We start from the raw sequence: 26,325 nt of genomic DNA, 5'->3' as shown, positions 1-26,325 counted from the left end.
CGACCCCGTGTGTGACCCTCACCGCGTGTACCGCACCCGTCGGCATGGGAACGCTCTTGGCGGGGCGGTCGTCGAGGACGGAAGTCCTCGGGACCGCCCCGCGGTGTGCGCGGGGCGGCGGGCGACGAGGTACGAGGGGTGTGGACGGGGATGGCTTCCACGGAACAGGGGTCCAGGGAGCGGGGGGCCAGGCCGGGCCGCGCGGCGTTCTCGGGCTTCTTCGACGGGCTGCGGCCCTGGCACGCCGCCGGGTTCGACACCCGCGGCGCCCGCGGCGGCCCGGTCCGGCTGACCAGCCGCAGGCGCCGCGTCTCACTGACCAAGCAGGGCGTCGACACCGGCAACCTGCGGGTGCAGCTGGCCTGGCGGATGCGGACCTCCGACCTCGGGGGCGGCATGCGGGAGAGCCTGCTGCGCCACCCGCTGCGGGCGCTGAAGCCGCCGGAGATCGTCGGGCACACCCAGTCCATGGTCCGCGTCGACCTCGACCTGGGCTGCCTGTACGAGATGACCGACGGCTCCAAGGGCGTCGTGCAGCCGCTCGGCGGCCTCTACGGCTCCATCAACGAACCGCCGTACGTGAAGCTCGACGGCGACGACCGGGCGGGCTCCGGGTCGGGCGAGACGATGCACATCAACCTCGACCACCGCGGCGACATCCGGCGGCTGCTGGTCTTCGCCTACATCTACGACGAGACGCCGGCCTTCGACCGCACGGAGGCCACGGTGACGCTCTTCGCCGGCGCCGATCCGGTGATCGAGATCGACCTCGACGAGCGCCAGCCGCAGGCCCGGTCCTGCGCGGTGTTCATGGTGGAGAACGTCAAGGGCGAGATCTTCGTCCGCCGCGAGGCGCGGTACGTGTACGGCTTCCAGGCCGAACTCGACCGCCTCTACGGCTGGGGTCTCAACTGGGGGCGCGGCTACAAGTCCGCCGGCCGCTGACCCCGCCGCCGGGCGCACCCAGCAGGGTGCGCGGATGGGCCCGTTCCGCCGGACCGGGCCGTTCGCCGGACTGGGCCGTCCTGCTTGCGGGCGGTTGTGTCGCCGGGGCGGCGGGGGTTCCTTTCCCGGACTCCGTCCGGGAGCATTCCCGCCTGCTCGAGCGCAGCCGAGAGCCGGGGGAGGGCGGGCGCCGTGCCCGGCCGTGCGCACGGGACGGTCCGCCGCCTTCCCGCGGAACCAGTCCCCCGGGAAGGGGGGCGGGGCGGGGGACGGACAGTGCCGTCCCCCGGCCGGGCACGGCGCACGCCGCAGCGCGGTCACGGGTGCGCACGGTCCCGGCGGCGCGCGGGCGGGCCGGGCCCCGGCCGGTCAGCGGGACAGGAACTGAGGGCCCATCGGCGGCATGCGGAACTCCTGCTCGCCCACCGGCTGGGGATACCCGTACGCCGAGGCGTGCGCCGGCACCCGCTGCGCGGCGGCCGGCTGCGGATACCCGTACCCCCCGGGCGCCACCGGCGTCGCGGGCGCCGCGGGCGGATACCCGTACCCCGGCGTCGTCGGCGGCACCGGCATCGCCGGCGCCGTGGGCTCCTCCGCCGGCAGCGGCCGTGAGAAGTCCGGCCCCGCCTCGGCCGGTGCCCCCTGCTGCTCCCGCGGGCCCGAGGACTCCGCGTCGCCCCCCGGCGGGTCCTCCACCGAGATGCCGAAGTCCGAGGCAAGCCCCTCCAGCCCGTTGGCGTACCCCTCGCCCAGCGCCCGGAACTTCCAGCTCGCGCCCCGGCGGTAGAGCTCGCCGCAGATCATGGCGGTCTCCTCACCGGTCTCCGGCACGATGTCGAAATACGCCAGCGGATCCCCGTCCGGCACGTCCGCGTCGTACAGCAGGATGCGCAGGTCGTCCACGCGGGAGAACGGCATGCCGTCCGCCGAGGCGACCAGCAGAACACGGCCGACATCCGCCTCGACACCGCTCACGTTCGTCTGGACCGTGTCCGTGAGGCCCTCGGTGACACGCTTCTTGCCGAGCCGCCAGACCTTCCCGGAGGGATGCCGTGGCTGGTTGTAGAAGACGAAGTCCGCGTCGGAACGCACACGCCCGTCCGTCCCGAGCAGCAGCGCCGAGGCATCCACGTCCGGAGCGCCCGGCCCGGCCGACCACCGGAGCACGGCGCGTACCGTGCCCGCCTCCAGCGGGACGTTCGACCCTTTCAGCATCGCGTGCGTCATGCGGGCAATCCTGCCCTCTGGCTCTGGCCAGGACAATGCGGGGGTGGGTACGGACCGGGCGGGGCCGCGGACCGGAGTGTCACAGCCAGTAGCGGACATATGCCGGTCACCCGAACTTCACGGACCTCGGGAACTACAGAAATAGATCTGTACGTACTATTACCGGCCACCCTCTTCGGCCGCTGATTTTCACGGGGGACCCCCATGCGTCACTTCGGGCACGTAGCCCCGGAGGTGCGAGAGCGCCTCTTCCACCAGGAGCCCTGCGAGTTCACGGCCGAATCATCCGCTCCCGTCCTCGCCACCGCGCTGGGCGCCACCCTCTACAGCCCGGCCACCCGCCCGAGACTCGCCGACGACGTCCTCAAGCAGGCCGCCCGCGGCGTCGTCTCGATGGTGCTGTGCCTGGAGGACTCCATCGACGACGCCGACGTCGAGGCCGGCGAGGAGAACCTGGTCCGCCAGTTCGCCGAGCTGGACGCCCGGCTCGGCGAGACCTCCGGGGAACGGCTGCCGCTGCTCTTCGTGCGGGTGCGCCACGCCGGTCAGATCGGCGACCTGGTCCGCCGGTTCGGGCCCTCCGTCCGGCTGCTCTCCGGCTTCGTGGTGCCCAAGTTCACCGCGCGGCACGGCACCCCCTTCCTGGAGGCGGCGGCCGCGGCCGAGGCCGCTTCCGGCCGGCGGCTGTTCGTGATGCCGGTCCTGGAGTCCCCGGAACTGCTGTACCTGGAGACGCGGACCGAGACCCTGGCCGGGATCTTCGACGTGGTGGACAAGTACCGGGACCGGGTGCTGGCACTGCGGCTCGGTGTCACCGACTTCTGCTCCGCGTACGGCCTGCGCCGGGCCCCCGACATGACCGCCTACGACGTGCGGATCGTCGCCTCGGTCATCTCGGACGTGGTCAACGTGCTGGGACGGGCGGACGGCACCGGGTTCACGGTCACCGGGCCGGTCTGGGAGTACTTCCGGTTGCAGGAACGAATCTTCAAGCCTCAGCTGCGGGAGAGCCCCTTCCGCGGCGACGCCCAGGAACTGCGCGAGACGCTGATCGAGCACGCGCTGGACGGTCTGGTCCGGGAGATCGCCCTGGACCGCGCCAACGGGCTGCTCGGCAAGACCTGCATCCACCCCACGCACGTCCAGCCGGTCCACGCGCTCTCCGTCGTCAGCCACGAGGAGTTCAGCGACGCCCAGGACATCCTGCGGCCCGAGCGGGGCGGCGGCGGCGTGCTGCGGTCGGCGTACACCAACAAGATGAACGAGGTGAAGCCGCACCGGGCGTGGGCCGTGCGGACCATGCTGCGGGCCGAGGTCTTCGGCGTCGCCCACGAGGACGTGGGCTTCGTCGACCTGCTCGCCGCGGCCTCCGACGCCTGCCCGTGACGGACGCCGAGCGGGGGGCGGCCGCCGTGGGGCCGCACCACACGGGCCGCGCCCACGTGGGCCGCGCCGACGTGGGCCGCGCCCACATGGGTGTGACCCTGATGGGCTGTGTCCACACGGGCGTGACCGGGACGGGCCGTGTCCACGTGGGCGGGGCCCGTGTGGGCCGTCGCCCCCAGGCGTGGGCGGACCGCGGACAGCGCGGGCAGACAGCCGCCGGACAGCGCGGGCAGACAGCCGCCGGACAGCGGTGGCACACATCGCCGGGACGCCGGCCGGACACACAAGGGACTCATGAAGACAGCCGACACCGCCGCGGACCGCTCCGGACCCTGGACCGGCACCTGGGTCGCCGAACGGCTGGGCCTCGCCCTGGAGGGCGGCCCGGCCCTGCGCGACCTGCTCGGGCTCGCCCTGCGCCGCAACCCCCGGCGCGCCCACCTGCTCGTCTCCAACGTGCTCGGCAAGCACGTCCCGCAGTCGCCCGCCGTGGTCCACGGGCACGGCCTGGCGCTGGGCCGCCGGGTCCGTGAACTGCTGGGCCCCGAGGAGGCCGGCCGGGCCGTCGTCCTCGGCTACGCGGAGACCGCCACCGGGCTCGGCCACTCGGTCGCCGACGGCCTCGGCGACGCCCCCTGCCTGCACTCCACCCGCCGCTCCGTCCCCGGCGTCGAACCGGCCGGCGGCTTCGAGGAGTCCCACTCCCACGCCACCAGCCACCTGCTGCTGCCCGAGGACCCCGCCCTGCTCGCCGGCGACGGTCCGCTGGTGCTGGTCGACGACGAGTTCTCCACCGGCAACACCGTCCTCAACACGATCCGCGCCCTGCACGCCCGCTATCCCCGGGAGCGCTACGTGGTGGTCGCGCTGGTCGACACGCGTTCGCCGGCCGACAGCGGCCGGCTCGCCGCCTTCGCCGCGGAGATCGGCGCCCGCGTCGACCTGGTCGCCACCGCCTCCGGCCGGGTCCGGCTGCCCGAGGGCGTGCTGGAGAAGGGCCAGGCGCTGGTCGCCGAGCACGAGGCCCTGGCCGTCCCCCCGCAGCGCACGGCCGCGCCGGGCGCCGTCCGCCGGGTCGGCCTCGGCTGGCCCGTGGGCCTTCCCGACGGAGGCCGGCACGGCTTCACCCCCGCCCACCGGGCCCGCCTCGACGCAGCCCTGCCCGCCATGACCGCGCGCCTCGCCGAGGCCCTCCCGGCCGGCGCCCGCCGCGGCCGGGTACTCGTCCTCGGCTTCGAGGAGCTGATGTACGCCCCGCTGCGGCTGGCCACCGAGCTCGAGCGGATCCTCCCCGAGGCCGGGGTGCGGTTCTCCACCACCACCCGCTCACCCGTCCTCGCCGTCGACCACCCCGGCTACGCCATCCGCAGCCGCCTGGTCTTCCCCGCCCACGACGAGCCGGCCGACGGCCCCGGCGACCGCTACGCCTACAACGTGGCCGGCGCCGGCTTCGACGCCGTGGTCGCCGTCGTCGACTCCGCCGCCGACACGCCCGCCCTGCACGCCCCCGAGGGGCTGCTCGCCCAGCTCGCCACGCACACACCGCAGGTGCTGCTCGCCGTCGTCCCCAGCCACGTCCCCGCGCGGACCGCCCGCCAGGGCGGGCCCGCGCGCGTATCCGAAAGGCCCGCCATGCTGCCGGAGCCCCTCCGCGGACCGCACTTCTCCTCCTACGCCCCCGACGAAGTGGGCTGGCTGCTGCAGGACCTCTCCGACGTCACCCTCGAGGCGCCCACCGAGGAGCGCGAGGAGGCCATCCAGAGCGGCGGCGCCCACTACGCCGAGTCGCTCCCCGTCGAGTACCAGCCCAGCGAGGACTACCAGCGGCTCTTCACGGCCGCCCTGGACACCTCCGCCGGCCGGATCGCCGAGGCCGTCGGCGTGGTCACCGAGACCGTCCTCGCCGAGCGGTCACCGCGCGCCGGCCGGACCGTGCTGGTCTCGCTCGCCCGCGCCGGCACCCCCGTGGGCGTCCTGATGCGCCGCTGGGCCCGGCAACGGCACGGCCTCGACCTGCCGCACTACGCCGTCTCCATCGTCCGTGGCCGCGGCATCGACGCCAACGCCCTGCGGTACCTCGCCGCCCACCACGACCCGCGCGACGTCGTGTTCGTCGACGGCTGGACCGGCAAGGGCGCCATCACCCGCGAACTCAAGGCCGCCGTCGAGGAGTTCGAGGCGTCGGAGGGCATCACCGGCTTCGACCCGGAGATCGCGGTGCTCGCCGACCCCGGCTCCTGCGTGCGGACCTACGGCACCCGCGAGGACTTCCTCATCCCCTCGGCGTGCCTCAACTCGACCGTCTCCGGTCTGGTGTCCCGCACCGTGCTGCGCGCCGACCTGGTCGGCCCGCACGACTACCACGGCGCCAAGTTCTACCGTGAGCTCGCCGGTTCGGACGTCTCCGTCACCTTCCTGGACGCCGTCTCGGCCCGCTTCGACGAGGTCGCCGAAGCCGCCGAGGCCCGCGCCAAGGAGCTCCTCGCCGCCGACCGCACGCCCACCTGGGAGGGCTGGGCCGCTGTGGAGCGGATCAGCGAGGAGTACGGCATCCACGACGTCAACCTGGTGAAGCCCGGCGTGGGCGAGACCACCCGGGTGCTGCTGCGCCGGGTACCGTGGAAGATCCTGGCCCTCAAGGACGCGGGCGCCGACCTTGACCACGTCCGGCTGCTCGCCGCCCAGCGCGGGGTGCCGGTCGAGGAGGTGGACGAACTGCCCTACAGCTGCGTCGGACTCATCCACCCGCGCTTCACGCGCGGCGCCACCGGCACCGACGGACGGACGGTGGCCGCACGATGACCGCCTCCCCCGCGCACCGCGCTGCCGAATCCCATACCGGCGGCCCTCGCGCCGTCGTCGCCAGCGACCTGGACCGGACCCTCATCTACTCCACGGCCGCCCTCGCGCTCACCATGCCGGACCAGAACGCCCCCCGGCTGCTGTGCGTCGAGACCCACGAGCACAGACCGCTCTCCTTCATGACCGAGACCGCGGCCGAACTCCTCGCCGAACTCGGCGACGCCGCCTGGTTCGTGCCCACCACCACCCGCACCCGCGCGCAGTACGAGCGGATCAGCCTGCCCGGCACCGCGCCCCGCTACGCGATCTGCGCCAACGGCGGCCACCTGCTGGTCGACGGCGTCTCCGACCCCGACTGGCAGCGCACGGTGGCCGCCCGGCTCGCCGAGCAGTGCGCGCCGCTCGACGAGGTCACCGAACACCTCAGGCGCACCGCCGCCCCCGAATGGCTGCGCAAGCACCGGGTCGCCGAGGACCTCTTCGCCTACCTGGTCGTCGAGCGGGACCTGCTGCCCCCGCAGTGGGTGAAGGATCTCGCGGAATGGGCGGAGAACCGGGGCTGGACCGTCTCCCTCCAGGGCCGCAAGATCTATGCCGTGCCCAAGCCGCTCACCAAGAGCGCGGCGGTCCGCGAGGTCGCCCGCCGCACCGGGACCCACCTGGTCCTCGGCGCCGGCGACTCCCTCCTCGACGCCGACCTCCTCCTCGCGGCAGACCGCGGCTGGCGCCCCAACCACGGCGAACTCGCCGACAGCGGCTGGGGCGCGCCGACGGTGGTCCCGCTGGTGGAGCGCGGCGTGCTCGCCGGGGAGCGGATCCTGCGGGAGTTCCTCGCGGCGGCGCGGGCGTAGGACGACCCCGGCCGGGCGGAACACCGGGCCTGGCCGGCGGCACCGGGCCGGCCGCCCGGGCCGCACAGCGCCGGCCGCCCGGGCCGCACCGGTGCGGCCGCATCGGGCCCGCTGCCGGGCCGCGCCGACCGCCTGGGCCGGGCCGCACCCCGCCGCGCCGACCGCCCGGGCCCGCTGCCTGGGTCGACCCGCCCCCGGCGGGCCGCCCGGGTCGATCGCCCGGGTCGATCGCCTGGGCCGGCTGTACCGGGCCGGCCGCCCGGTCACGCCGATCGCCTGGGTTGCGCCGGGCCGGCCGCCCGCACCGGGTCGCTTCGAGCCGGCTGCCCGGGTCGATGGCCCGGGCCGGCCGCACGTGCCGATCGCCCGGGCCGCGCCGATCGCCTGGGCTGCACCGGGCCGACGGCCCGCACCGGGTCGCTGCAAGCCGGCTGCCCGGGTCGGCTGCAGGGTGGACCGCGGGTGGACCGCCCGGGTCGATGGCCCGGGCCGGCTGCACCGGGCCGAGCGGACTCGGACCGGCCGCACCCCGTCTCCGGCGCCGATCGCCGCGCAGGCCGGGCGGAGCCGGGTCACCGCGCGGCGGCGCCCCGCATAATGAGGCCATGCCTCGCTACGAGTACCGGTGCCGCAGCTGCGGCGACACGTTCGAACTCAACCGACCCATGGCGGAGTCCTCCGCCCCGGCCACCTGCCCCGCGGGCCACGAGGACACCGTCAAGCTCCTGTCGACCGTGGCCGTCGGCGGCCGCGGCGGCGCCTCCGCGGCGCCCGCGCCCTCCGGTGGCGGGGGCGGCTGCTGCGGCGGAGGCTGCTGCGGCTGACCCCGCGTCGATCGCGGCGGCGTCGCCGCGGGGCGGCGTTGCGACGTTGCCGCGCATGGCCGGCCCGGACCCGCGCCGGGTGCCGCCCTGAGCGCCGTGCCCTGTGCCGTACCTGGGTGTGCCCGGGGCGCGGTGCGGTGTCCGATGCTGTGGGCCCCGGTGGGCTGGTGTGGTGCCGTCAGCCCTCGGCCCGTTCCTCCCGGATCGCGGCGACCACCCGGCCCACGTTCTCCCGCACCGCTCGCATCTCCTCCAGGAAACCCCACCAGTCCGGGTGCCGCGCACCCTCCACCGCCGCCGCGGCCCGCTCCAGCCGGGCCGCCGCCGCGTCCAGCGGGCCCGCGTGCCGCGGGTCGGGCCGGTGCCGCCCGGCCATGGCCAGCCGTTGCGCGTCCCGCACCGCGAACCGTGCCCGCTCGACCTCCGCGTCCGGGTCCTTCCGCACGGCCTTCAGCCGCCGCAGCCGGTCCCCGGCCGCCGACACCGCCTCGTCGGCCGAGTTCAGCAGCGCCCGCACGGTCGCCAGCAGCGCCGTCGCGTCGGCCCACCGCTGCTCCTGCCGTGCCGCCCGCGCCTCGGCCAGCCGCTCCCCGGCCTGCGCCACGTTCCGCGCGGCCACCTCCGGCACCGGCTGGAGGTCCTGCCAGCACGCCAGCGTGAACCCCCGGCGCAGTTCGCTCAGCACCGGCTCGACCTGCGCCGCCCGCGTCCGCAGCGCCTCGGCCCGGGTCCGCAGCGACACCAGCCGCCGGTCGATCTCCGTGGCCCGCTCCGGCAGCCGCGCCGCCTCCGCGCGCACCGCCTCCGCCTCCCGCGTCACCCGGTCAGCCCGCTCCAGCGTGGCCGCCGCGCCGTGCCGGCCGGCCCCTTCGTTGAGCAGCGTCAGCTCCGGACCCAGCGCCGCGAGCCGCGCGGCCAGCTCGTCGGCGCGCAGCCCCGCGCCACGGGTGCTGTCGAGTTGCCCGGCCGCCGCCCGCAGCGCCTGCCGCGCCCGCTCTGCCGCGGGCGCCAGCCGGGCCAGCCGCGTCTCCGCCTTGTCCAGCAGCGGCCCGAGCCCTCCGGCGAACCGCTCCAGGTCCCGCCGCACCTGGTCGAGGTCGTCCCGCGCCCGGCTCAGCTCGGCCCGCGCCCGGCCGGCCGTGGCCGCGTCCAGGTCGTCCCGGTCCAGGTCGTGCGCGTCGATCGCCTCGATGTACCGGTGACTGACCTCGTCGACGCGCCGCCCGAACTCCTCGAACGAGGCCAGAGCCCGACGCGCTTCGGGCGAGTCGTCCACCGCCCTTATCGTCTCCACCGTCAGCCGCAGGTCCCGCTGCGCGGTGTCCAGCTCGTAGAACGCCTGCGCCGCCGCGTCCTTCGCCTCCTGCGCCTGCGCCCGCCGGTCGTCCGTCCGCCCGCCGAACCAGCGCCGGGTCCCACCCCCGGCGAACGCCGCGGCCAGCACCGGCGCCAGCAACCACGGCAGTGCCATCAGAGCCACCGCGTCCTTGACCGGCCCGTGCGCCCACGACTTGTCCGACACATCCACTCCCCGTCACCGCCGGGCCGACCCCGCCATTCTCCCACCTGTGTCGACGCACCACACGGCCCGGCAGTTCACCCCTCGGACGGACAGCTTGCGGGAGCGACCGAGCGGCAAGGTAGGCTGTCGGCCGTATTGTCCTGCGCGCGTAGCTCAGCGGTAGAGCGCCGCCCTTACAAGGCGGATGTCGGCGGTTCGAAACCGTCCGCGCGCACCAGCGAAAAGGCCCCCGCGAGTACCAGTCGCGGGGGCCTTTGACGGCAGTGGTTGACGGCGGTGCCGAATGGTAACCCCTCCGGGGTGCCGATGGGCGGGCTCCTTGGCAGGTGCTCCTCACCACACGGCTCCGGCACCCGCTGACGGACACCGCCGGCACCGGTCTCAGCTGCTGCCGTAACGCCGGATGTAGCGGGCCAGGGTTCCGGTGCCGAGCCCGTCGGTGGGGCCCGTGGGTGAGGGCGTCCGTAGGCACAGCTCCTGGTGACGGTGGACCGTGATCCCCGGCCCCGTGGCCTGATCGACGGTTGCCGTCATGAAGGCTTCGCCTTCGCGGATCGGCTTGTCACATCGTGCACAGAACATCAGCGCCCCCGGCGAGGTCGGCTCGAAGTGGCGTCGCGGAGGGCGCGCCGCAACCGTGTTCCGGTTTCGCACTCACGCCGCTCCGGCGTCCGGCACACCTCGCAGGCCGGTTCCGCTCCGGTGCCCTGGCAGTGTGCGGCGAGCGCGAGGTAGGCGTGCTCCTCGGCCGATGTCCACGGGACATGGGGGGCACAAGGCTGCACCGCGTTCTTCGTCATGACGGGCCCTCCGTCGCTGCTGGTCGAGGTCAGCAGAATGACGTGGCCGGATCCCCGGAACGCTCACAGATGTGTGAGCGTCACACTCCCGCCCAGGAGGCCATGCGGACCAGCTCCTCCGTCGGTCGGCGGGTGGTGTGCAGCAGGCCCCTCACCGTCCTGTGGGTCCTCGGGTGGTAGCGGGTCTGTTCGGGTGCCACCCTCCTGGCTTCGGCGAGATGCCGGAGCGACGCTTCGCCCAGCCCTGTTTCCATCTCGACCAGAGCCCGGTCGACGAGGAAGCGGGCACGGCGCGACGTCAAGGTGGACGGGGGGAGCCGCAACCACCGGGCCTGGCGGAGGGCGTCGTCGTACCGGCGCATGGTGATCGCGGCTCCCATGTCGTGCAGTGCCACGTTGAGGTGGCCGAAGGACAGCCAGTGGATCTCGCGGGCTTCGCCTCCGACCCGGGCGGCGAGTTCGCGGGCCGCCTCGATGTGCCGGGCCACACCGGACGGGTCATCAGCCCTGGCGGCGACCACGGACGCACCGAGGTGCAGTTGCCCTGCCACGGCCAGGGCCTCCCGGGAGAACCGCCCCTCGAGCACTTCATGCCCCGCCCTGATGAGGCGGGAGCCCAACGGAGAGTCCTGGTGGCTCAACGCCCGCTTGTAGTGTCGGATCGCGACCAGGCAAGGGTCGGCGGCGTGACCGGCTGCCCAGCCCATCCGGTCCAGGGCAAGGGCGGCCAGGTCGCGGTATGCCCACTTCAGTGAGATGTCGTGTGCGGTCCGGTATGCCGATGCGAGGGCACGCCAGGCGTCGGTCGACGGGGCGGTGAGGACCACGTGGGTCAAGTCGGTGATCAGGTCGGGCAATGCCCCTGCGGCGGTCCGCAGATGTGTGGCGCGGACCTGCCGGCAGACCTGGTCCGCCTCCCCCGCGAGGACCGTGACGGGCCGGGACGGCCGGACGGCGTCCGGTGCCATGTCGTACAGGTCGAGTGCTTCCCGGATCGGGCCGACCAGAGCGGCCCTTCGTTCGAGACGGGAATCCGTCACGGCTCTTCCGGTGAGTACGGAGACGTCGATCCTCAAGGCAGCGGCTACCGCGGCCACCAGGTCGGTGGATGCTGCCCTGGCGCCGCACTCCACCTGGTTGAGCAGGCTGTACGAGTAGGGGATGCGGGCCGCCAACTCGCGCTGGGTGAGCCGGGCCAACTTCCGGTGCTGCCGGATACGGGCGCCCGTGTGGGTGTCGAATGAAGACATCGCTCTCCATGTTCCTGGCGAGTCATCACAGACCGTACTCGTGTGTGCGGGAGCGCGGTACCGAAACATGACAGAACTGATCGGGGTCGGCCCGGGGACAGTTGCGTGGCCGGTCGGGTGCGCGGTGGGATGGCCGGGTGACGACGCTCTATTTGTTCGGGTCCGCCGCTCCTCCCGTTCTCGGCGTGGCAGCGGTCGTCGAGGAGGCACAGCGGCGGGGGTTCGACGTGTGCCTCGGCCTGACGCCGACGGCCGCCCGGTGGCTGGAGCCGCAGGTCGCCGGGCTGGAGCGGCTGACCGGTCATCCGGTGCGCTCCGACTACCGGATGCCGGGAGCGGCCGACGTCTGGCCGCGAGCGGAAGTGATCCTCTTCGCACCGGTCACCTTCAACAGTCTGAACAGCTGGGCGCTGGGACTCAGTTCGACCTTCGTGGTGGGGGTCTGTGCCGAGGGGACCGGCAAGGGGATTCCGCTCGTCGCCATGCCGTGCGTGAACGATGCCTATGCCCGGCATCCCGCGTTGGACCGGAGCGTCGCCGAGCTGCGTGACATGGGTGTGTCGGTCCTGTACGGCGAGGGAGGGTTCCGGCCGAACCCCCCGGGGGAGCGCCATGAGTACCCCTGGCAGGCGGCGCTGGCCGAGGTGGAACGTGTGGCGGGTAGGCGCTCCTAGGGTCGGCGGACGGTCCACCCCGCGCGGATGGGCAGGTGGCGGGACCGAGGTGTACGGGTCCTGCCGGCCCGCTCATCAACGCCGATCATCGGTGCGGGGGTGCCAGTTCCTCCCAGAAGCCGAGGCGGTGCTCGGAGCGGTGGTCGACGGGGCCGATCCGGTCGGGTGCCAGCGACTGGGTCCAGGGGCGGTGGTCGTCCGGCCGGTGGCGGGGCCACTGCGGCAGGCCCGGGCCGCCGGGGGCGCCGGTGCGGGCGAAGGTCGCCCAGTACGCGGCCATGGTGGAGGACAGGCGGCGCTGGGCCGGGCTGAACAGGGGCTCCGCCGCCTCGTCCTCGAAGAGGTAGGGCGTGTCGCCCGCGTGGAAGGCGCCGAAGTCGAAACCGCCGGGCAGCGGCAGGAACATGGGGGCGTCCCGGTCCGCGAACTCGTACGCGTACAGCGGCACCCGGCGGCCCAGAACCCGGTGCTGGGCGTCGGTGCCCCGGGCCCACATCCGGTCGGTGAACACCTGGGCCCAGGCCAGTGAGGGCGAGGGGAAGGCGGACACCGGGTACCGCGCCGCGACCCGGGCGGCGGCGTCCTCACCGAAGGCGGTGCGCAGCGCCCGGTGGTAGCCGTCCGGGGTCAGGGGGTTGCCCACGGCGTCGTGGAAGAGGCCGGCGAACAGGCGGTGCTCGTCGCGGGTGGCGCCGGACAGGACCGGGACGTGGAGGAACCGGCCCGCCCGCAGCGCGTCGGGCGGCAGTTCGGGCAGGGCGGGGGTGCCGTACGCGAACACCTGGAAGGCGTTCATGATCTGCGGCACCTCCAGGACGCGGCGCACGGGCAGGCCGCGCAGGCAGTCCAGGACGCGCTCCGTGCCGCCCTCCGCGCAGCCCAGGGGCGCGGTCATCTCGGCGGTGATCTCCTCGACCTCGCGCCGGGTGCGCCAGACGTACCAGGGGTAGGCCGGTACTCCCTCACCCATCGCCCCGGCGGGCATGTCCATCAGGCCCTCGCCGCTCGCCATGACGGCGCGGTGGAAGAGCCCCCGCGCACCCGGCGAGGTCAGGTGTCCCGAGATGGCCGACGCGCCGAAGGAGACACCCGCGACGGTGACGTTGCCGGGATCGCCCCCGAACGCCGCCGCGTTGCGCCGTACCCATCGCAGCGCGGCCTGCTGGTCCAGGAGACCGAACGTGCCGGAGCCCTCCAGCCCGGGCAGGGCGAGGCCGCCGAACACCCCGAGGCGGTAGTTGACGGTGACCACCACCAGCCCTCGCGCGGCCAGTCTCCGCCCGTCGAAGAGGGAGCCGCCGCCGACCGAGCCGTCCCCGTGGATCCACACCAGCACCGGGGCGCCGTGACGGTCCGCACCGCGTGGCTCCGGCCGGTTCGCACCGCGTGGCTCCGGCCGGGCCGCACGGTGGCGCCCCGGCCGGTCCGGCGGGGTGGTGACGTCGAGGACCAGGCAGTCCTCCTCGGTGCTGGCCGTGTCCGTGTACGCGGACGGCACCTGAGGGCACAGCGGACCGGGGCGGGTGGCGTCCCGCACCCCCTGCCAGGGCCGCGCCGGACGGGGCGGTGCCCAACGCCCCTCGCCCTTGGGCGGGGCGGCGTAGGGGATCCCCCGGAAGAGCCGGTGGCCGCCCGACCGGGTGCCGCGGACCAGCCCGGTGTCGGTGCGGACCACCAGCGCGTCCGTGCCGCCGCCGGACGGGCTCGTTCCGCCCGCGGGCGGGCCGGGCGTGAGCATCGCGCCCGCGGGCGGCCACGCGGAGGGTGGCCGAACCGCCGACGCGGTGCCGGTCGGCGCGTCGAGCAGCAGTACCGCCAGCGCCACCGCGGTCGAGGCCGACGCGGCCCCGCGTATCCTCCAGCGACCCACGCGTCCGCCTCCTGAGGCCGGGTGGCCGGCCGGCGGACCCGGAACGTCCGGCGGCGGGAGTCGGTCACCGGCCACAGCAAGAGTGGACCCGAGGGGGCGGGTGATCGCATCCGGGACGTCGGCCCTTCGGCCGCCGTGCACCGAGGCCGGCGCCCTCCGCGGTGCCCGTCCCCCGAGGCGACGGGACCGCCGCCCGACGGGAAAAGGACGGGCCTGGGCGGGGCGTGGCTGCTACCTATGAGGTGGTCCACGGTGGGCGTGGCGGAAGGAGTCAGGTATGACGGCAGCGGCACTGGACGGCAAGGTCGCACTGGTCGCGGGGGCCACCCGGGGAGCCGGGCGCGGGATCGCGGTGGAGCTCGGGGCGGCGGGCGCGACGGTCTACGTTACCGGGCGGACGACCCGTGCGGCGGAGTCCGAGTACGGGCGGCCGGAGACGATCGAGGAGACGGCGGAACTGGTGACCGAGGCGGGCGGCCGGGGGATCGCCGTGCCCACCGACCACCTGGTACCGGAACAGGTCCGCGGCCTCGTCGAACGGATCGACGCCGAGCAGGGCCGGCTGGACGTGCTGGTCAACGACATCTGGGGCGGCGAGCACCTCTTCTCGTGGGAGAGCCCCGTCTGGGAGCACGACCTCGACAAGGGGCTGCGGCTTCTCCGTCTCGCGGTGGAGACCCATGCCGTCACCAGCCACCACGCGCTTCCGCTGCTGCTGCGCCACCCCGGCGGGCTGGTCGTCGAGATGACCGACGGCACGGAGGAGTACAACGCGGCCAACTACCGGGTCTCGTTCTTCTACGACCTCGCCAAGGCGTCCGTGCTGCGGATGGCCTTCGCCCTCTCCCACGAGCTGGGGCCGCGTGGGGCGACCGCGGTGGCGCTCACTCCGGGGTGGATGCGGTCGGAGATCATGCTGGACCACTTCGAGGTCACCGAGGAGAACTGGCGCGACGCCCTGGGCAAGGAGCCGCACTTCGCGATCTCGGAGACGCCGTACTTCGTGGGGCGCGCCGTGGCCGCGCTGGCCGCGGACCCCGAGGTGGGCCGTTGGAACGGGCGGTCCCTGTCGAGCGGCGGGCTGGCCAAGGAGTACGGGTTCACCGACCGGGACGGCAGCCGGCCCGACGCCTGGCGGTACATCGTGGAGGTCCAGGACGCCGGACGGGAGGCGGACGTCACGGGTTACCGGTGACGGGAGCGGTGGCGGCGGGCGGCTCCTTGGCGTGCTTGACCCCCGAGCGGGCCTCGACGGTGTCGGGGCCCTGCAGGCGCGTCCAGAACGGGTGGGTGGTCACGAACACCGCCAGCTCGTGCTCGCGGCGGCGCAGCTTCTCCACATAGGCCTGTTCGTCCGGCGTCCAGCCGGGGGAGGCGGGGCGCTCGACCTTGCGCCAGCCGTTGTCGTCGTCGAAGCCGTCGTGGGGGTCGACGGACCAGGGAAGACGCTTCAGGAGGGCCGAGAGCTCGGCCCTGACCTGATGCAACTCCGTCTGACCGTCGAGCAGGTCGCTCGGAAAGTCGTAGGTCTTGGCCACGCGGCAATGGTACGCCTGTTCGAATTAGAGAGGCGAGTTCGATCTAGTGATTTCGCTCGAACGGGTGTCCGGGAAACTCGCTCCGGTTGACCGGGGGAGAGCCACACTGGACGTATGTGTCGCAGCATCAAGACGCTCCGTCCGCCCGCGCTGCCGGGCGAGGCCACGGAGGAAGAGATCAGGGCCGCCGCGCTGCAGTACGTGCGGAAGGTCTCCGGGTTCCGGGCGCCCGCGGCGCACAACCGCGAGGTGTTCGACGCGGCGGTGGACGCCGTCGCGGAGGCGACGGCGGGGTTGCTCGCCGGTCTGGAGGTGAGGGGGAGCAAGGCTCCGGCCGCGACGGCCTGAGGCGGTCGCGGGTCGTCCGCGCGTCCGCGCGTGACCGCACGCCGGGCGGGCCGGCGGCCCCGGCGCGGAGGTGGTGGCCGGCGTGCGTGGCTGCCGCGGGGGCCGTGCTCACGCTCGTGTGCGTTGCGTTGCGTTGCGTTGCGGTGCGTCGGGTTGGGTTGCGGTGCGTTGCGGTGCCGGGTCGGCGGTCCTGTGAGTGGGCGGCCGTGTGACTGGGTGGGTGGGCGGCCGTGCGGTGGTGCGGCGTGGGTGGGGCTGATCCTCGCGCCCGCGAGGCGTCGGGGTCATGGAGGTGTGGCCACCGAGCGTGACGACGGCGGCGGCCCGCCCGCGCGGCGCGACCGTGCCTTTTCCCTCTCGTTGGCGTGTTCCCCGGCTTCCCGCGCGCCTTCCGCGCCGGGGCCGGAACGCGTGCGCTGGGCCGAATGAGGGACGCTCTTCGTGTACCGCGGCAACCGGACCTAAGGGGCGAGTAGAACAGTCGGGACAAGGGGCGCGGAAACGTATCCCTCCAGGCTTCGCGGCCTGGGGGGCACGTGCGTCACGGACCGTCACATGGAGGGGATCATGGGTATCCGCCACATCACCGCCACCACCATCGCCGCCTTCGCGCTCGTCGCGAGCATGGCCGCGGGCACCGCGTCGGCCGCACCGGCCGCATCGGCGGCCTCGGCCTCGACCTCGGTCTCGGCCTCGCAGAGCGTCGGCGCGGACCGGAACTGCCACAGGTACCGGGACCACGGCCGCCACCACGGGCGGTACGACCGCTGTCGCAACCGGCACGACCGGCACGACCGCTGTGACCGTCGGGACCGACGCGACCGTGACCACGGCCGTCACCACGGGCGGCACGACCGTTACGACCGTTACGACAGGTACGACCGGTACGACCGCTGCGACCGCCGTGACCGTGACCACGGCCGTCACCACGGACGCCGCTGACCCCGTCCGCTGACCTCATGAATGCCCGCCCCCGTCGGCTCTGCCGGCGGGGGCGGTGCGTTGGCGCCGGCGTGCCCGGTGGGTGCGACGCCGCAGGCCGCCGGCCCTCGGGTGAAAAAGGGGGCGGGCCGGGGCTCCGTCGGCGGCATGAACCGGGGTGCTGGGGGCTCCGTCCTCAGACGGTGGCGCCGCCCGTGTCCCCCGCCGGGCGGCGGAGGAGGAGGGCGGCGGCCGTGCCGGCGAGGAACAGGGCGAGTACCGAGACGGCCGTGGTGAGCCAGCTCGTACCCAGCCACTGGCCGCCGAAGTAGCCCAGGGCCACGCTGTAACCGGCCCAGGTGATCCCGGCCAGCACCGACCAGGGCAGGAACTCCCGCACCCGGCGCCGGGCCACGCCCGCGCCCAGGCTGACCACGGAACGTCCGGCCGGGGCGAACCGGGCGACCAGGAAAAGCGCGCCGCCGCCGTGTGCCAGAGCCGCCCCCAGTCGCGCCTCGGCGGTGCGCAGGCGGCGGGAGCGGGCCATGATCTGGTGCAGCCGCGGGCCGCCGCGCAGGCCCACCCGGAAGGCGGCCAGGTCGCCGAGGACCGAGGCGGTCGCGGCGCAGATCGTGAGGATGATCAGATCCCACATGTCCGCCGCGGAGGCGGTGCCGGTCACCGTGTCGGCACCCGCCGCGGCGGCTCCCGTGCCCGCGGCGGCGGCGGTGGCGGCGGCCGCCACGAGCACGCCGCTCGGCAGCACGGGCAGGAACACGTCGAGGAGGATCGAGGTCGCGATCAGTCCGTAGATCCACGGGCTGGCGGCCAGCGCTCCGACGCTCTCCCACACGGTTCTCTCCTGGACTTCTATCCCGGCTGTGACCGGGCCGCGGCGTCGCAGGGAGCGGCAGGAGCGGCCAATGACGGACAACTGGCAAGAGTACGCCGATCAGGTGATTGGCGTCCCAGGGGGGCACGTATGTCCGTGAAGTCGCGTTCCTCCATATGCCGGTGGGGACGAGCGAGGCGCGGCCGCCTCCCGTACCAACGGAAGGGCACATCCCACGAGGGATCTCTCAGTGAGGAGCGGTGGAAATGGCTGTTCGGGCAGGCGTGTGCGCGGGTGTCGTGGCGATGGCCGTGCTGGGGGCGGGCGGGGTCGCCGCCGCGACGGGCGAGGACGGCGGACACGGGAAGGGGAAGGACAAGGGTCCCGGCTACTCCATGAGGACTGACGGTGTGTTCGCGAAGAAGAAGTCGGCGACCACGGCGTACACCTACGACAAGAAACTGGTGCCGGCCGGCTCCTGGGTGCAGGTCGGTCAGCGGACGGCTCCCGGTGGCGCGACCACGGTGACGCTCCGGGTGAAAGGGCTGAAGGCGGGCCACGAGTACGGCGTCCACGTGCACACGAAGCCGTGCACCGCCGACCCGGCCGCGGCGGGCGGGCACTACCAGCACAAGCCGTCCACCGATCCGGCGGCGGTTAACCCGCGCAACGAGGTCTGGCTGGACTTCACGGCCGACCGGAAGGGCTCCGGGAAGGCGACCGCCCACCACGACTGGGGCTTCCGCAAGAGCGGGGCGGCTTCCGTGGTGATCCACGACGAGCCGGGTTCCTCCGGCGCGCGGGTCGGCTGCTTCACGGTTCCGTTCGGGTGGACGACGGCCCGCTGAGCGCAACCGGCCGACGGGGCCGGCCGGGTCGACGGGGCCGGCCGGGGCGGACGGACCGTCGGTGCCGGGAGGAAGGGGCGAGAAGGGCGCCCAGGGAGAGGGCGCCCGGACCGGTGACGGCGAGGAGGAGGAACGACCAGCAGAAGAGGGCGGCCGGTTCGCCGCCGTTCTGCAGCGGCCACAGGTCACGCGCCTGATGCACGGTGAAGTAGGCGTAGGCCATCGAGCCGGAGCAGATCAGGGCGGCGGTGCGGGTGCCGAGCCCGAGGAGGACGAGGGTGCCTCCGGCGAACTGGATGAGGGCGGCGTACCAGCCGGGCCAGGTACCGGCCGGGACGGTCCCGCCGGTGCCATGGGCGCCGCCCAGAGCGCCGAGGAGGGAGGCGGCTCCGTGGCAGGCGAAGAGGAGCCCCGTCACGACGCGGAAGAGGGCGAGGACGTGGCGGTGGGCGGCCGCGACGCCCTGGTCGGCCGCGAGCGCCAGAGGGTGCGGCGGTGGCGGCTCTCCGGAGGCCATCGGCGGGGCGGTCGCGGCGGTCGTGGGTGCCGCGGCGGTCGTGGGGATCGCGGGGGTGGTCGTCGGGGCGGCCGCGGCGTCCGGCGGTGCTACCGCCTCGGCGGACGCCTCGGTGGGTGTCTCCGGAGTCGAGCCGCGGCCGGCCTCGGGGGGCGACTTGGCGGCCGCCCCCGGGGCGGCGCAGGGGCCCGCCTCGGTGGACGTACCGGGGCCTGCCTCGGGGCCCGGTACGAGGGGCGGTTCGGTGCCTGGCTCGGGCGGCGTGTCGTGCGGGGGTCGGTGCATGGGGGCTCCTCGGGAGGGTCCGATCGAGGTCAGTGTGATCGGGCCCGGGAGCCCCGGCCCGGCCGTGCCCCGCCAGGTCACCGTGGAGAGTGACGGCGGGGCCACGACCGGGATGCCGGGGCCGGACGGGAGACGGTGCGGCGCGTCAACCTCGGGCGGAGGAGGACGCGCCGACCGGCTCCGCGCCCAGCGCCGCGGACGCGGCGGCCGAACGGCTCGGCTGCTGTACGGCTCGGCTGCTATACGGCTCGGCGGTTCAGCAGCTCGACAGGTAGCTGGTGAGGGCGCTCTTCTCGGCGGAGTCCACCGAGAGGCCGTAGTAGTACTTCACCTGCACCCAGGCACGCACGTAAGTGCAGCGGTAAGCGGTGCGGGACGGCATCCAGGTGCCGGGGTCCTGGTCGCCCTTCGTCTGGTTCACGTTGTCGGTGACGGCCAGGAGCTGCGGCCGGGTGAGGTCGTTGGCGAAGGCCTGGCGCTGTGCGGTGGTCCAGTTGCGGGCGCCGGAGTCCCAGGCCTCGGCCAGCGGCACCAGGTGGTCGATGTCCACGTCCGAGGCGGCGGACCAGGTGGCGCCGTCGAAGGGCGAGTACCAGCTGCCGCTGGTGGCGGCGCAGGCCGAGTCGGTGACGACGCCCGAGCCGTCGCGCTTGAGGACGGTCTCGCGGGTGTTGCAGGCGCCGCTGATGGTGATCCAGTGCGGGAACAGGTCGCGGTTGTAGCCGGTGCGGACCTCGGTCTGGACCGGCAGGGTGGCGAGGTAGCTGCGGGCGGTGGCGGCGCTGACCGGAGTGGGGAGGGCGGCGGACGCGCTCGGGGCGGCGAAGAGGCCCAGCGAGGCGACGATCCCGGCCAGCGCCGAGACTATGCCGAACCGGCGGGCGTGACGCGCGTAGAACTTGGGCATGCGAGGTCCCTCGATGGTGGGAGGCGAAACGCGGACGGACGGCATGCTCGTCGCGTGACGTTGCCGGCGAGTGAGCAGCCGGTGAGAAGTTAGCGACGCGTACATGCCACGACAAGAGGCCGCGGGAGGTTGCGACGGGTTCGCCCGGATGTTCGCACCGGAGGTTCACGTACGATGGGGGAAGCGGAAGGGGAGTAGCCCTACGCCGGGACCGTCGACATACTGCTCAGCTCGCTGAGCCGGCGCCCGGAGGCCGTGTACCGGTGTGAACCGGACGGCCGGCGAGACCTTCGGCAAGCAGTGCATACCCGTGTACATCCGTGTGTGCTGCCGTGCCGAGGTGTTCGCAGACGCGCAATCTCTCGGTGGGGTGGCCCGACCGATTGAGGAAATGTGATCAGCATTGGTGTGACGGCGCTCGTCTTCGGCGTCGTCTTTCTCGCCGAGCTCCCCGACAAGACCGCGCTGGCCGGCCTGGTGCTGGGGACCCGCTACCGCGCCTCCTACGTCTTCGCCGGGGTCGCGGCGGCCTTCCTGGTCCACGTGGTGCTCGCCGTCGCGGCGGGCAGCGTGCTGACGCTGCTGCCGCAGCAGATCGTGCACGCGATCACCGGTGTGCTCTTCCTCGGCGGTGCGGCGGTGCTGCTGATGAAGAAGGGCGAGGACGAGGAGGAGATCCGCAAGCCGGAGAACCAGTCCTTCTGGAAGGTCTCGGGGGCCGGCTTCATGCTCATCCTGGTCGCCGAGTTCGGCGACCTGACGCAGATCATGACGGCCAACCTGGCCGCCCGGTACGACGACCCGCTGTCGGTGGGGCTCGGGGCCGTGCTGGCGCTGTGGGCGGTGGCCGGACTCGGCATCGTGGGCGGCAAGGCGCTGATGAAGAAGGTGCCGCTGGAGCTGATCACCAAGATCGCTGCGGTGCTGATGACGGGGCTGGGCCTGTGGAGCCTGTGGGAGGCGATCGCCGGCTGACGCGTCGGGCGCCGTCCGAGGCCGGGTGTCGTCCAATCGACCGGTGTCGATAGCTGTCGGCCGGTGCCGACCGGTGTCGGCCGGTCTCGATGGTGTCGACGGTGCCGGAGGGTGTCGCCCGGTGCCGTCGGCGGCCGTGGCCCGGCCCCAGGTCCGGCCCCAGTGCCGGCCCCGGCTCGGCCCGGGATCGGCCCCGGCCCAGCCCGGGATCGGCCCCGGCTCGGCCCGGCCCCGGTTCCAGCCCGGGCCCTGCCCCGGCGACCCGGTCCCGGCCGCCTCTGCGGAGTCGCCACCGCCCCGTGGCGCCCCGGCGGGCCGCGCCTCGGATGGCTGTGTGTCCACATCGTGGACCCCCGGGTGGCGGCAGGCCGAAGGGTTTTGTATCGTTGAGGAACAAAGTGGTTCCCGCTCGTCACCCCCTGACCGGCGGGCGGGGCCACCTTGGTCTGCTTTCTCTTGCGTCTGGAGCCGTGCCGTATGGCCATGGGTGCCGCCGTCGAATTCTCCGTCCGCGCCCTGTTGCTCGACATGGACGGAACCCTCGTCAACTCCGATGCCGCCGTGGAGCGCGTCTGGCGTCGCTGGGCCGCGTCCCAGGGGCTCGACGGCGACCACGTGGTCAAGGTGGCCCACGGCCGCCAGGGCCACTCCACGATGGCGCTGCTGCTGCCCGACCGCCCCGTGGCGGAGAACCACGCCGACAACGCGTGGTTGCTGGCGGAGGAGACCGCCGACACCGAGGGCGTGGTGCCCGTGCCCGGCGCGCCCGAGTTCCTGGCCTCGCTGCGCGGGGTCCCGCACGCCCTGGTCACTTCCGCGGACGTGAAGCTGTGCACGGCGCGGATGGCCGCCGCCGGGCTGGCGGTGCCGGAGACGCGGGTCACCGCGGAGGACGTCGCCCACTCCAAGCCGGACCCGGAGGGCTTCCTGAAGGCGGCCGCCGAGCTGGGGATCGCCCCGGAGGACTGTCTCGTGTTCGAGGACTCCGAGGCCGGGATCACCGCCGGCAAGGCCGCCGGGATGCGGGTGGTCGGTGTGGGCCTGCGGGCCCACGCGCACGCACCGGACGTGGTGGTGAGCGACCTGCGTCAGATCCGGGTGGAACCCGGCGCCGACGGCTCGGTGCTGGTGCGGGCCCGGCGGGACTGAGCCCCGCCACACCGGACGGCCGCCGGGTGCGGCCGCCGTCCGTCCACGGCGCGCGACCCGCGGGTCCCGCGCCCTGTGCAACCGGGTCCGGCCTTCTCCGCCCGCCGGCCGGGCCCGGTCAACGCGTCAGCGCCGGCCGTGCCGGCCGTCGCCCTGCCCGTCCCGCCGGTCGTCGCGATCGCCGCCGGGCTCTCCGTCACCGGTGGTGATGTTCTCCAGGACGGCCCGGGTCGCCGGGCCGTAGGTGCCGTACTCGTCCTCGTCGATGCCGTTGATGTACTGGAAGGCGCTGACGCCGTTGCGGACCTGGTCGTCGTACCGGCCGTCCGCGGCGCCGCTGTAGAGCCACAGCTCCGCCAGGCGGCGCTGGAGCTCCGCCACCTCGGGACCGGTGGCCCCCGGGCCCAGGGAACCGCCGGCCAGGCCGGTGCCGCTCTCGTCGCCGCCCGGAGGCTGGGCGGCCGAGGTGCTGGAACGTTCCGGCTCAGGGGCCGCGGTGCGCGACGCCTCGGCGGACGCCGACGCGGAGGCGGCGGCCGAGGCGCTCGGCGTCGGGGACGCGGACTTCTCCGACGGTGCGGAGGAGGCGGCCGACGACTTCGTCGAGGCGTTGGCGGCGACCTCCGGGTCCACGTCCGGGATGCTCGCCCGCTGCGGCATCGAGGTCGTCCGGGACGGCGTCTGGTACGCGAACAGTCCGCTGGTCACGCCCGCGATCACCGCTCCCACGCCGACCACCGACCCGGCGGTCACCAGCGCGGCCCGGCGCTTGGGCGTCCGGCGGCGGCGGTGCGCCCCGCGCGACCCGGCGTCCGGGGCGCCAGGGCTCTCGGTGTCCTCGACGCCGTCCACGACGCCGTCCACGGGGCCACCGGCCCCGCCGCCGTCCTCGGCCCCGGAGGCGTACGCCCCGGCGAACGCGCCGGGCGCCCGGTCCGCGAACGCCGCGCCGTGCGCGTACGGTGCGCCGCTCGAGCCGTCCGCACCATGCGCACCGTGCCGGCCGTCCGCACCGTGCCGGCCGTCCGCACCGTGCGCGCCCGCCGCGCCGTCCCGGACGTCCGGCGACCCGTTCCCGTGGTGCGCGTGCCGCGCCGCGGGCGCCGGCTGCTCGGGGGGCAGCGGGCCCGCGAGGGCCACCTCCGCGTCCCGCGCGGCGACGACCTCGCCCACGATCACCCGGGGCTGCTGCCCGCCGGCCCCCGCCGCGTCCCCGGGAGCGGCCAGCCCCACGTAGGGCCGGACCCGCAGCGGGTCGAAGTCCTCCGCCTCGGCGGCCTCCCGCTCGCGCGCGTCACGCAGCGCGTCGGCGGCCAGCAGTGCGCAGGCGCACGACGGGGTGTGGTCCACCTGGCGCGGCGCACCGCACCCGGGGCACTCGTTCCCCTGGTTCTCGTTCACGCGTCGGGTCCCTCCCCTTGAATCCCCCGTGATTATGCAGATTTTCGGTCTCGTCGCGTACGGGGCACCCCGATTGACGGCCGCCACGGAGGACTCAACAGGCCATAACGGGTCACTCCGGCAACGATGGAAGGTGTAGGTCGAGAGCCGGGAGGACCCATGGCCGACGACGCACAGGGCCGGACGGACGGCGTCCGTTCCCCGGGGCCGCGCGCGGGCGCCGGACCACCGCACGGGCAGCAGGCCCCGGCCGCCGCCCACGCCACGGCGCGCACCCAGGCCCGGCCGGCGGACGCCCGAACCCCGCACGGCGGCGGCCACGGCGGCCACGGAGGGCACGGCGGGCACGGCGGTCACGGTCCCGGCGCCCGGGGCGGCGTGGCCGACGAACCCACCCACGTGGCACCCAACGTGCTGGTCTCGATCGGCGCGCTGCTGCTGGGGATGCTGCTGGCCGCCCTCGACCAGACCATCGTCTCGACCGCGCTGCCCACCATCGTCAGCGAACTCGGCGGCCTGGAGCACCTGTCCTGGGTGGTCACCGCCTACATGCTCGCCGCCACCGCGGCCACCCCGCTCTGGGGCAAGCTCGGCGACCAGTACGGGCGCAAGCGGCTCTTCGAGACCGCCATCGTGATCTTCCTGATCGGCTCGGCGCTCTGCGGCATGGCGCAGAACATGCCGCAGCTGATCGCCTTCCGGGCCCTCCAGGGCCTGGGCGGCGGCGGGCTGATGGTGCTGACGATGGCGATCGTCGGTGACCTGGTGCCGCCCCGCGACCGGGGCCGCTACCAGGGCCTGTTCGGCGCCGTCTTCGGTGCCACCAGCGTGCTCGGCCCGCTGCTCGGCGGACTGTTCACCCAGCACCTGAGCTGGCGCTGGGTCTTCTACGTGAACCTGCCGCTGGGTGTCGTCGCGCTGGCCGTGATCGCCGCCGTGATGCACATCCCGCGCCGGCGCGAGAAGCACCGCATCGACTACCTGGGAACCCTGCTGATCGCCTCGGTCGCCACCTGCCTGGTCCTGGTGACCTCGCTCGGCGGCACCACCTGGGCCTGGGGGTCCTGGCAGGTCGTGTCCCTGGCGGTGCTCGGAGTGGTGCTGGCGGTGGCGTTCGTGGCGGTCGAGCGGCGTGCCGCCGAGCCGGTGCTGCCGATGAAGCTGTTCGCCGTCCGCACCTTCAGCCTCACCGCCGTGATCAGTTTCATCGTCGGCTTCGCGATGTTCGGCGCGATGACCTACCTGCCGACCTTCCTTCAGGTGGTGCACGGCGTCTCGCCGACCATGTCGGGCGTGTACATGCTGCCCATGGTGGCGGGTCTGCTGCTCGCCTCCACGGCCTCCGGGCAGGTGGTCAGCCGCACCGGGCGGTGGAAGGTGTTCCCGGTCGCTGGCACCCTGATCACCGCGATCGGCCTGGTGCTGCTGCACCAGCTGGACGCGACCAGTCCCACCTGGGTGATGGGCGTGTACTTCTTCGTCTTCGGAACCGGCCTCGGGCTGGTCATCCAGGTGCTGGTGCTGATCGTGCAGAACGCGGTCTCCTACCAGGACCTCGGCGTCGCCACCTCCGGCGCCACCTTCTTCCGCTCCATCGGCGCCTCGTTCGGCGTGGCGGTCTTCGGCACGGTCTTCGCGGGGCGCCTGGGCGACAAGCTGGCCGACGCCTTCAGCGGCGTCCGGCTGCCGCCCGGGGTGACGGTGGACGGCCTGCAGTCCGACTCCCGCGTCATCACCGCGCTGCCCGCCGCCCTGCGGGCCCGCGCCCTGGGCGCGTACTCCGACGCCATCACCGACGTGTTCCTCTACGCCGCCCCCGTGGCCGCCCTGGCCTTCCTGCTCGCCCTGGCGCTGCGCGAGGACACCCTGCGCGGATCGGTGACCACCCCGGACGGCACGCAGACATTGGCCAGCAACCCCGTGGAGCGCTCCTCGCACGACGAGGCGGCGCGGGCGCTCTCGGTGCTCGCCAGCCGGGAGGGGCGGCGCGAGGTCTACCGGCGGATCACCGAACGGGCCGGTTACGACCTGCTGCCCGCGGCCGGCTGGCTGCTGCTGCGGACCCGCCGGTACGGCTGGACCGAGCCGGCGGTGCTGGCCGAGTACAGCAGGGTGCCGCTGGAAAAGATCATGGAGGCGGGACGTCAGGTGGAGGAGCGGGGGCTCGCGGTGCGTCGCGGGCTGGACCTGGAACTCACCCCCGCCGGCCACGAGGTCGCCGAACGGCTCTCCCAGGCGCGTGACGAATCGCTCGGCGAACTGCTCGGCGACTGGTGGGGCCCCGACCGGCCCCGCGACCTGATCCAGCTGGTCAAGGAGCTGAACGACGAACTGTCCGGTTCGGACGCCGAGCGGCCCCGGCAGGCCGGCGGTTCCACCTCCCACCGGTACTGGCGGGCCGCCTGAGAGGCGTGCGGGCGCTCCGGAGGCGGTGCGTCCCGCCTCCCCTGCCG

23 protein-coding genes and 1 tRNA gene are annotated in these 26,325 nt (G+C 74.2%); 14 read left to right on the top strand and 10 right to left on the bottom strand.

The window, feature by feature from the left end:
* The first annotated feature begins 150 nt into the window (after positions 1-150).
* Complete coding sequence (locus GBN72_RS19035; RefSeq protein WP_246212637.1) at positions 151-945, top strand: Tellurium resistance; 795 nt, start codon at positions 151-153, stop codon at positions 943-945.
* A 369-nt stretch (positions 946-1,314) separates the two neighbouring features.
* Here the strand turns inward: GBN72_RS19035 and GBN72_RS19030 are convergent, their stop codons facing one another.
* Positions 1,315-2,172: a TerD family protein gene (locus GBN72_RS19030; protein ID WP_151773039.1), complete on the bottom strand. Its 858-nt coding sequence runs from the start codon at positions 2,170-2,172 to the stop codon at positions 1,315-1,317.
* 204 nt (positions 2,173-2,376) lie between these two features.
* Between GBN72_RS19030 and GBN72_RS19025 the strand changes: the two genes are divergently transcribed.
* The 4 genes from GBN72_RS19025 (at position 2,377) to GBN72_RS19010 (ending at position 8,035) form a co-directional block, all read left to right on the top strand.
* Positions 2,377-3,558 carry an HpcH/HpaI aldolase/citrate lyase family protein gene (locus tag GBN72_RS19025; RefSeq protein ID WP_151773038.1) on the top strand — a complete coding sequence of 394 codons (1,182 nt, stop codon included), beginning with the start codon at positions 2,377-2,379 and terminating at the stop codon, positions 3,556-3,558.
* A 294-nt stretch (positions 3,559-3,852) separates the two neighbouring features.
* Positions 3,853-6,360 (top strand): phosphoribosyltransferase, encoded by a 2,508-nt coding sequence (locus GBN72_RS19020; RefSeq protein WP_151773037.1) that lies wholly within the window; start codon positions 3,853-3,855, stop codon positions 6,358-6,360.
* A complete protein-coding gene (locus tag GBN72_RS19015) occupies positions 6,357-7,211 on the top strand; it encodes an HAD family hydrolase (RefSeq protein ID WP_151773036.1) in 855 nt (284 codons plus the stop codon). Before GBN72_RS19020 ends, GBN72_RS19015 begins: the two co-directional genes overlap by 4 nt.
* 605 nt (positions 7,212-7,816) lie before the next feature.
* Positions 7,817-8,035: an FmdB family zinc ribbon protein gene (locus tag GBN72_RS19010; RefSeq protein ID WP_151773035.1), complete on the top strand. Its 219-nt coding sequence runs from the start codon at positions 7,817-7,819 to the stop codon at positions 8,033-8,035.
* Positions 8,036-8,213: 178 nt separating this feature from the next.
* Here GBN72_RS19010 and GBN72_RS19005 read toward each other — a convergent pair whose 3' ends face one another.
* A complete protein-coding gene (locus GBN72_RS19005) occupies positions 8,214-9,506 on the bottom strand; it encodes a hypothetical protein (protein WP_151773319.1) in 1,293 nt (430 codons plus the stop codon).
* 193 nt (positions 9,507-9,699) lie between these two features.
* Here GBN72_RS19005 and GBN72_RS19000 point away from each other — a divergent pair.
* A tRNA-Val gene (locus GBN72_RS19000) sits at positions 9,700-9,774 on the top strand.
* A gap of 164 nt (positions 9,775-9,938) precedes the next feature.
* On the opposite strand, the gene GBN72_RS34170 is transcribed toward GBN72_RS19000, so the two are convergent.
* Both GBN72_RS34170 and GBN72_RS18995 read right to left on the bottom strand, forming a co-directional pair.
* Positions 9,939-10,091, bottom strand: coding sequence for a hypothetical protein (locus GBN72_RS34170; protein ID WP_164540725.1), 153 nt, complete (start codon positions 10,089-10,091; stop codon positions 9,939-9,941).
* 346 nt (positions 10,092-10,437) lie between these two features.
* Entirely contained in the window at positions 10,438-11,607 is a 1,170-nt protein-coding gene (locus GBN72_RS18995; protein ID WP_151773034.1) for a helix-turn-helix domain-containing protein, read from the bottom strand.
* 137 nt (positions 11,608-11,744) lie between these two features.
* Between GBN72_RS18995 and GBN72_RS18990 the strand changes: the two genes are divergently transcribed.
* A complete protein-coding gene (locus GBN72_RS18990; RefSeq protein ID WP_151773033.1) occupies positions 11,745-12,281 on the top strand; it encodes a flavoprotein in 537 nt (178 codons plus the stop codon).
* A gap of 85 nt (positions 12,282-12,366) precedes the next feature.
* On the opposite strand, the gene GBN72_RS18985 is transcribed toward GBN72_RS18990, so the two are convergent.
* Complete coding sequence (locus GBN72_RS18985; RefSeq protein WP_246212635.1) at positions 12,367-14,151, bottom strand: carboxylesterase/lipase family protein; 1,785 nt, start codon at positions 14,149-14,151, stop codon at positions 12,367-12,369.
* Between the two features lie 277 nt (positions 14,152-14,428).
* Between GBN72_RS18985 and GBN72_RS18980 the strand changes: the two genes are divergently transcribed.
* Positions 14,429-15,346 (top strand): SDR family oxidoreductase, encoded by a 918-nt coding sequence (locus GBN72_RS18980; protein WP_151773032.1) that lies wholly within the window; start codon positions 14,429-14,431, stop codon positions 15,344-15,346.
* On the opposite strand, the gene GBN72_RS18975 is transcribed toward GBN72_RS18980, so the two are convergent.
* On the bottom strand, positions 15,330-15,689 hold the full coding sequence (locus GBN72_RS18975) for a DUF8825 domain-containing protein (protein WP_151773031.1): 360 nt from the start codon (positions 15,687-15,689) through the stop codon (positions 15,330-15,332). The genes GBN72_RS18980 and GBN72_RS18975 overlap by 17 nt on opposite strands.
* A 114-nt stretch (positions 15,690-15,803) precedes the next feature.
* On the opposite strand from GBN72_RS18975, the gene GBN72_RS18970 reads away from it, so the two are divergent.
* Together GBN72_RS18970 and GBN72_RS18965 are read left to right on the top strand one after the other, a co-directional pair.
* The gene (locus tag GBN72_RS18970) at positions 15,804-16,037 is read left to right on the top strand and encodes a DUF2277 domain-containing protein (RefSeq protein ID WP_151773030.1); all 234 of its coding nucleotides are present in this window, start codon (positions 15,804-15,806) and stop codon (positions 16,035-16,037) included.
* 567 nt (positions 16,038-16,604) lie between these two features.
* The gene (locus tag GBN72_RS18965) at positions 16,605-16,979 is read left to right on the top strand and encodes a hypothetical protein (RefSeq protein ID WP_176604108.1); all 375 of its coding nucleotides are present in this window, start codon (positions 16,605-16,607) and stop codon (positions 16,977-16,979) included.
* Between the two features lie 175 nt (positions 16,980-17,154).
* Here GBN72_RS18965 and GBN72_RS18960 read toward each other — a convergent pair whose 3' ends face one another.
* The gene (locus tag GBN72_RS18960; RefSeq protein ID WP_151773028.1) at positions 17,155-17,811 is read right to left on the bottom strand and encodes a DedA family protein; all 657 of its coding nucleotides are present in this window, start codon (positions 17,809-17,811) and stop codon (positions 17,155-17,157) included.
* Positions 17,812-18,056: 245 nt separating this feature from the next.
* On the opposite strand from GBN72_RS18960, the gene GBN72_RS18955 reads away from it, so the two are divergent.
* Positions 18,057-18,638: a superoxide dismutase family protein gene (locus tag GBN72_RS18955; protein ID WP_151773027.1), complete on the top strand. Its 582-nt coding sequence runs from the start codon at positions 18,057-18,059 to the stop codon at positions 18,636-18,638.
* On the opposite strand, the gene GBN72_RS18950 is transcribed toward GBN72_RS18955, so the two are convergent.
* Together GBN72_RS18950 and GBN72_RS18945 are read right to left on the bottom strand one after the other, a co-directional pair.
* On the bottom strand, positions 18,604-19,155 hold the full coding sequence (locus GBN72_RS18950; RefSeq protein WP_151773317.1) for a DoxX family protein: 552 nt from the start codon (positions 19,153-19,155) through the stop codon (positions 18,604-18,606). The genes GBN72_RS18955 and GBN72_RS18950 overlap by 35 nt on opposite strands.
* A 541-nt stretch (positions 19,156-19,696) precedes the next feature.
* Positions 19,697-20,347, bottom strand: coding sequence for an HNH endonuclease family protein (locus tag GBN72_RS18945; protein ID WP_151773026.1), 651 nt, complete (start codon positions 20,345-20,347; stop codon positions 19,697-19,699).
* A 393-nt stretch (positions 20,348-20,740) separates the two neighbouring features.
* Between GBN72_RS18945 and GBN72_RS18940 the strand changes: the two genes are divergently transcribed.
* A complete protein-coding gene (locus tag GBN72_RS18940) occupies positions 20,741-21,322 on the top strand; it encodes a TMEM165/GDT1 family protein (RefSeq protein WP_151773025.1) in 582 nt (193 codons plus the stop codon).
* A 477-nt stretch (positions 21,323-21,799) separates the two neighbouring features.
* A complete protein-coding gene (locus GBN72_RS18935; protein ID WP_151773024.1) occupies positions 21,800-22,471 on the top strand; it encodes an HAD-IA family hydrolase in 672 nt (223 codons plus the stop codon).
* 126 nt (positions 22,472-22,597) lie between these two features.
* Here the strand turns inward: GBN72_RS18935 and GBN72_RS18930 are convergent, their stop codons facing one another.
* Complete coding sequence (locus GBN72_RS18930) at positions 22,598-23,872, bottom strand: peptidoglycan-binding domain-containing protein (RefSeq protein ID WP_151773023.1); 1,275 nt, start codon at positions 23,870-23,872, stop codon at positions 22,598-22,600.
* A 159-nt stretch (positions 23,873-24,031) separates the two neighbouring features.
* Between GBN72_RS18930 and GBN72_RS18925 the strand changes: the two genes are divergently transcribed.
* Positions 24,032-26,278: an MDR family MFS transporter gene (locus GBN72_RS18925; RefSeq protein WP_281371844.1), complete on the top strand. Its 2,247-nt coding sequence runs from the start codon at positions 24,032-24,034 to the stop codon at positions 26,276-26,278.
* The last annotated feature ends 47 nt before the right edge of the window (positions 26,279-26,325 follow it).

Source organism: Streptomyces abyssomicinicus, from assembly GCF_008974245.1.
GTDB classification, from domain to species: Bacteria; Actinomycetota; Actinomycetes; order Streptomycetales; family Streptomycetaceae; genus Streptomyces; species Streptomyces abyssomicinicus.
The sequence above is the reverse complement of the archived record's forward strand: the minus strand, read 5'-3'. Positions and strand labels throughout refer to the sequence as shown.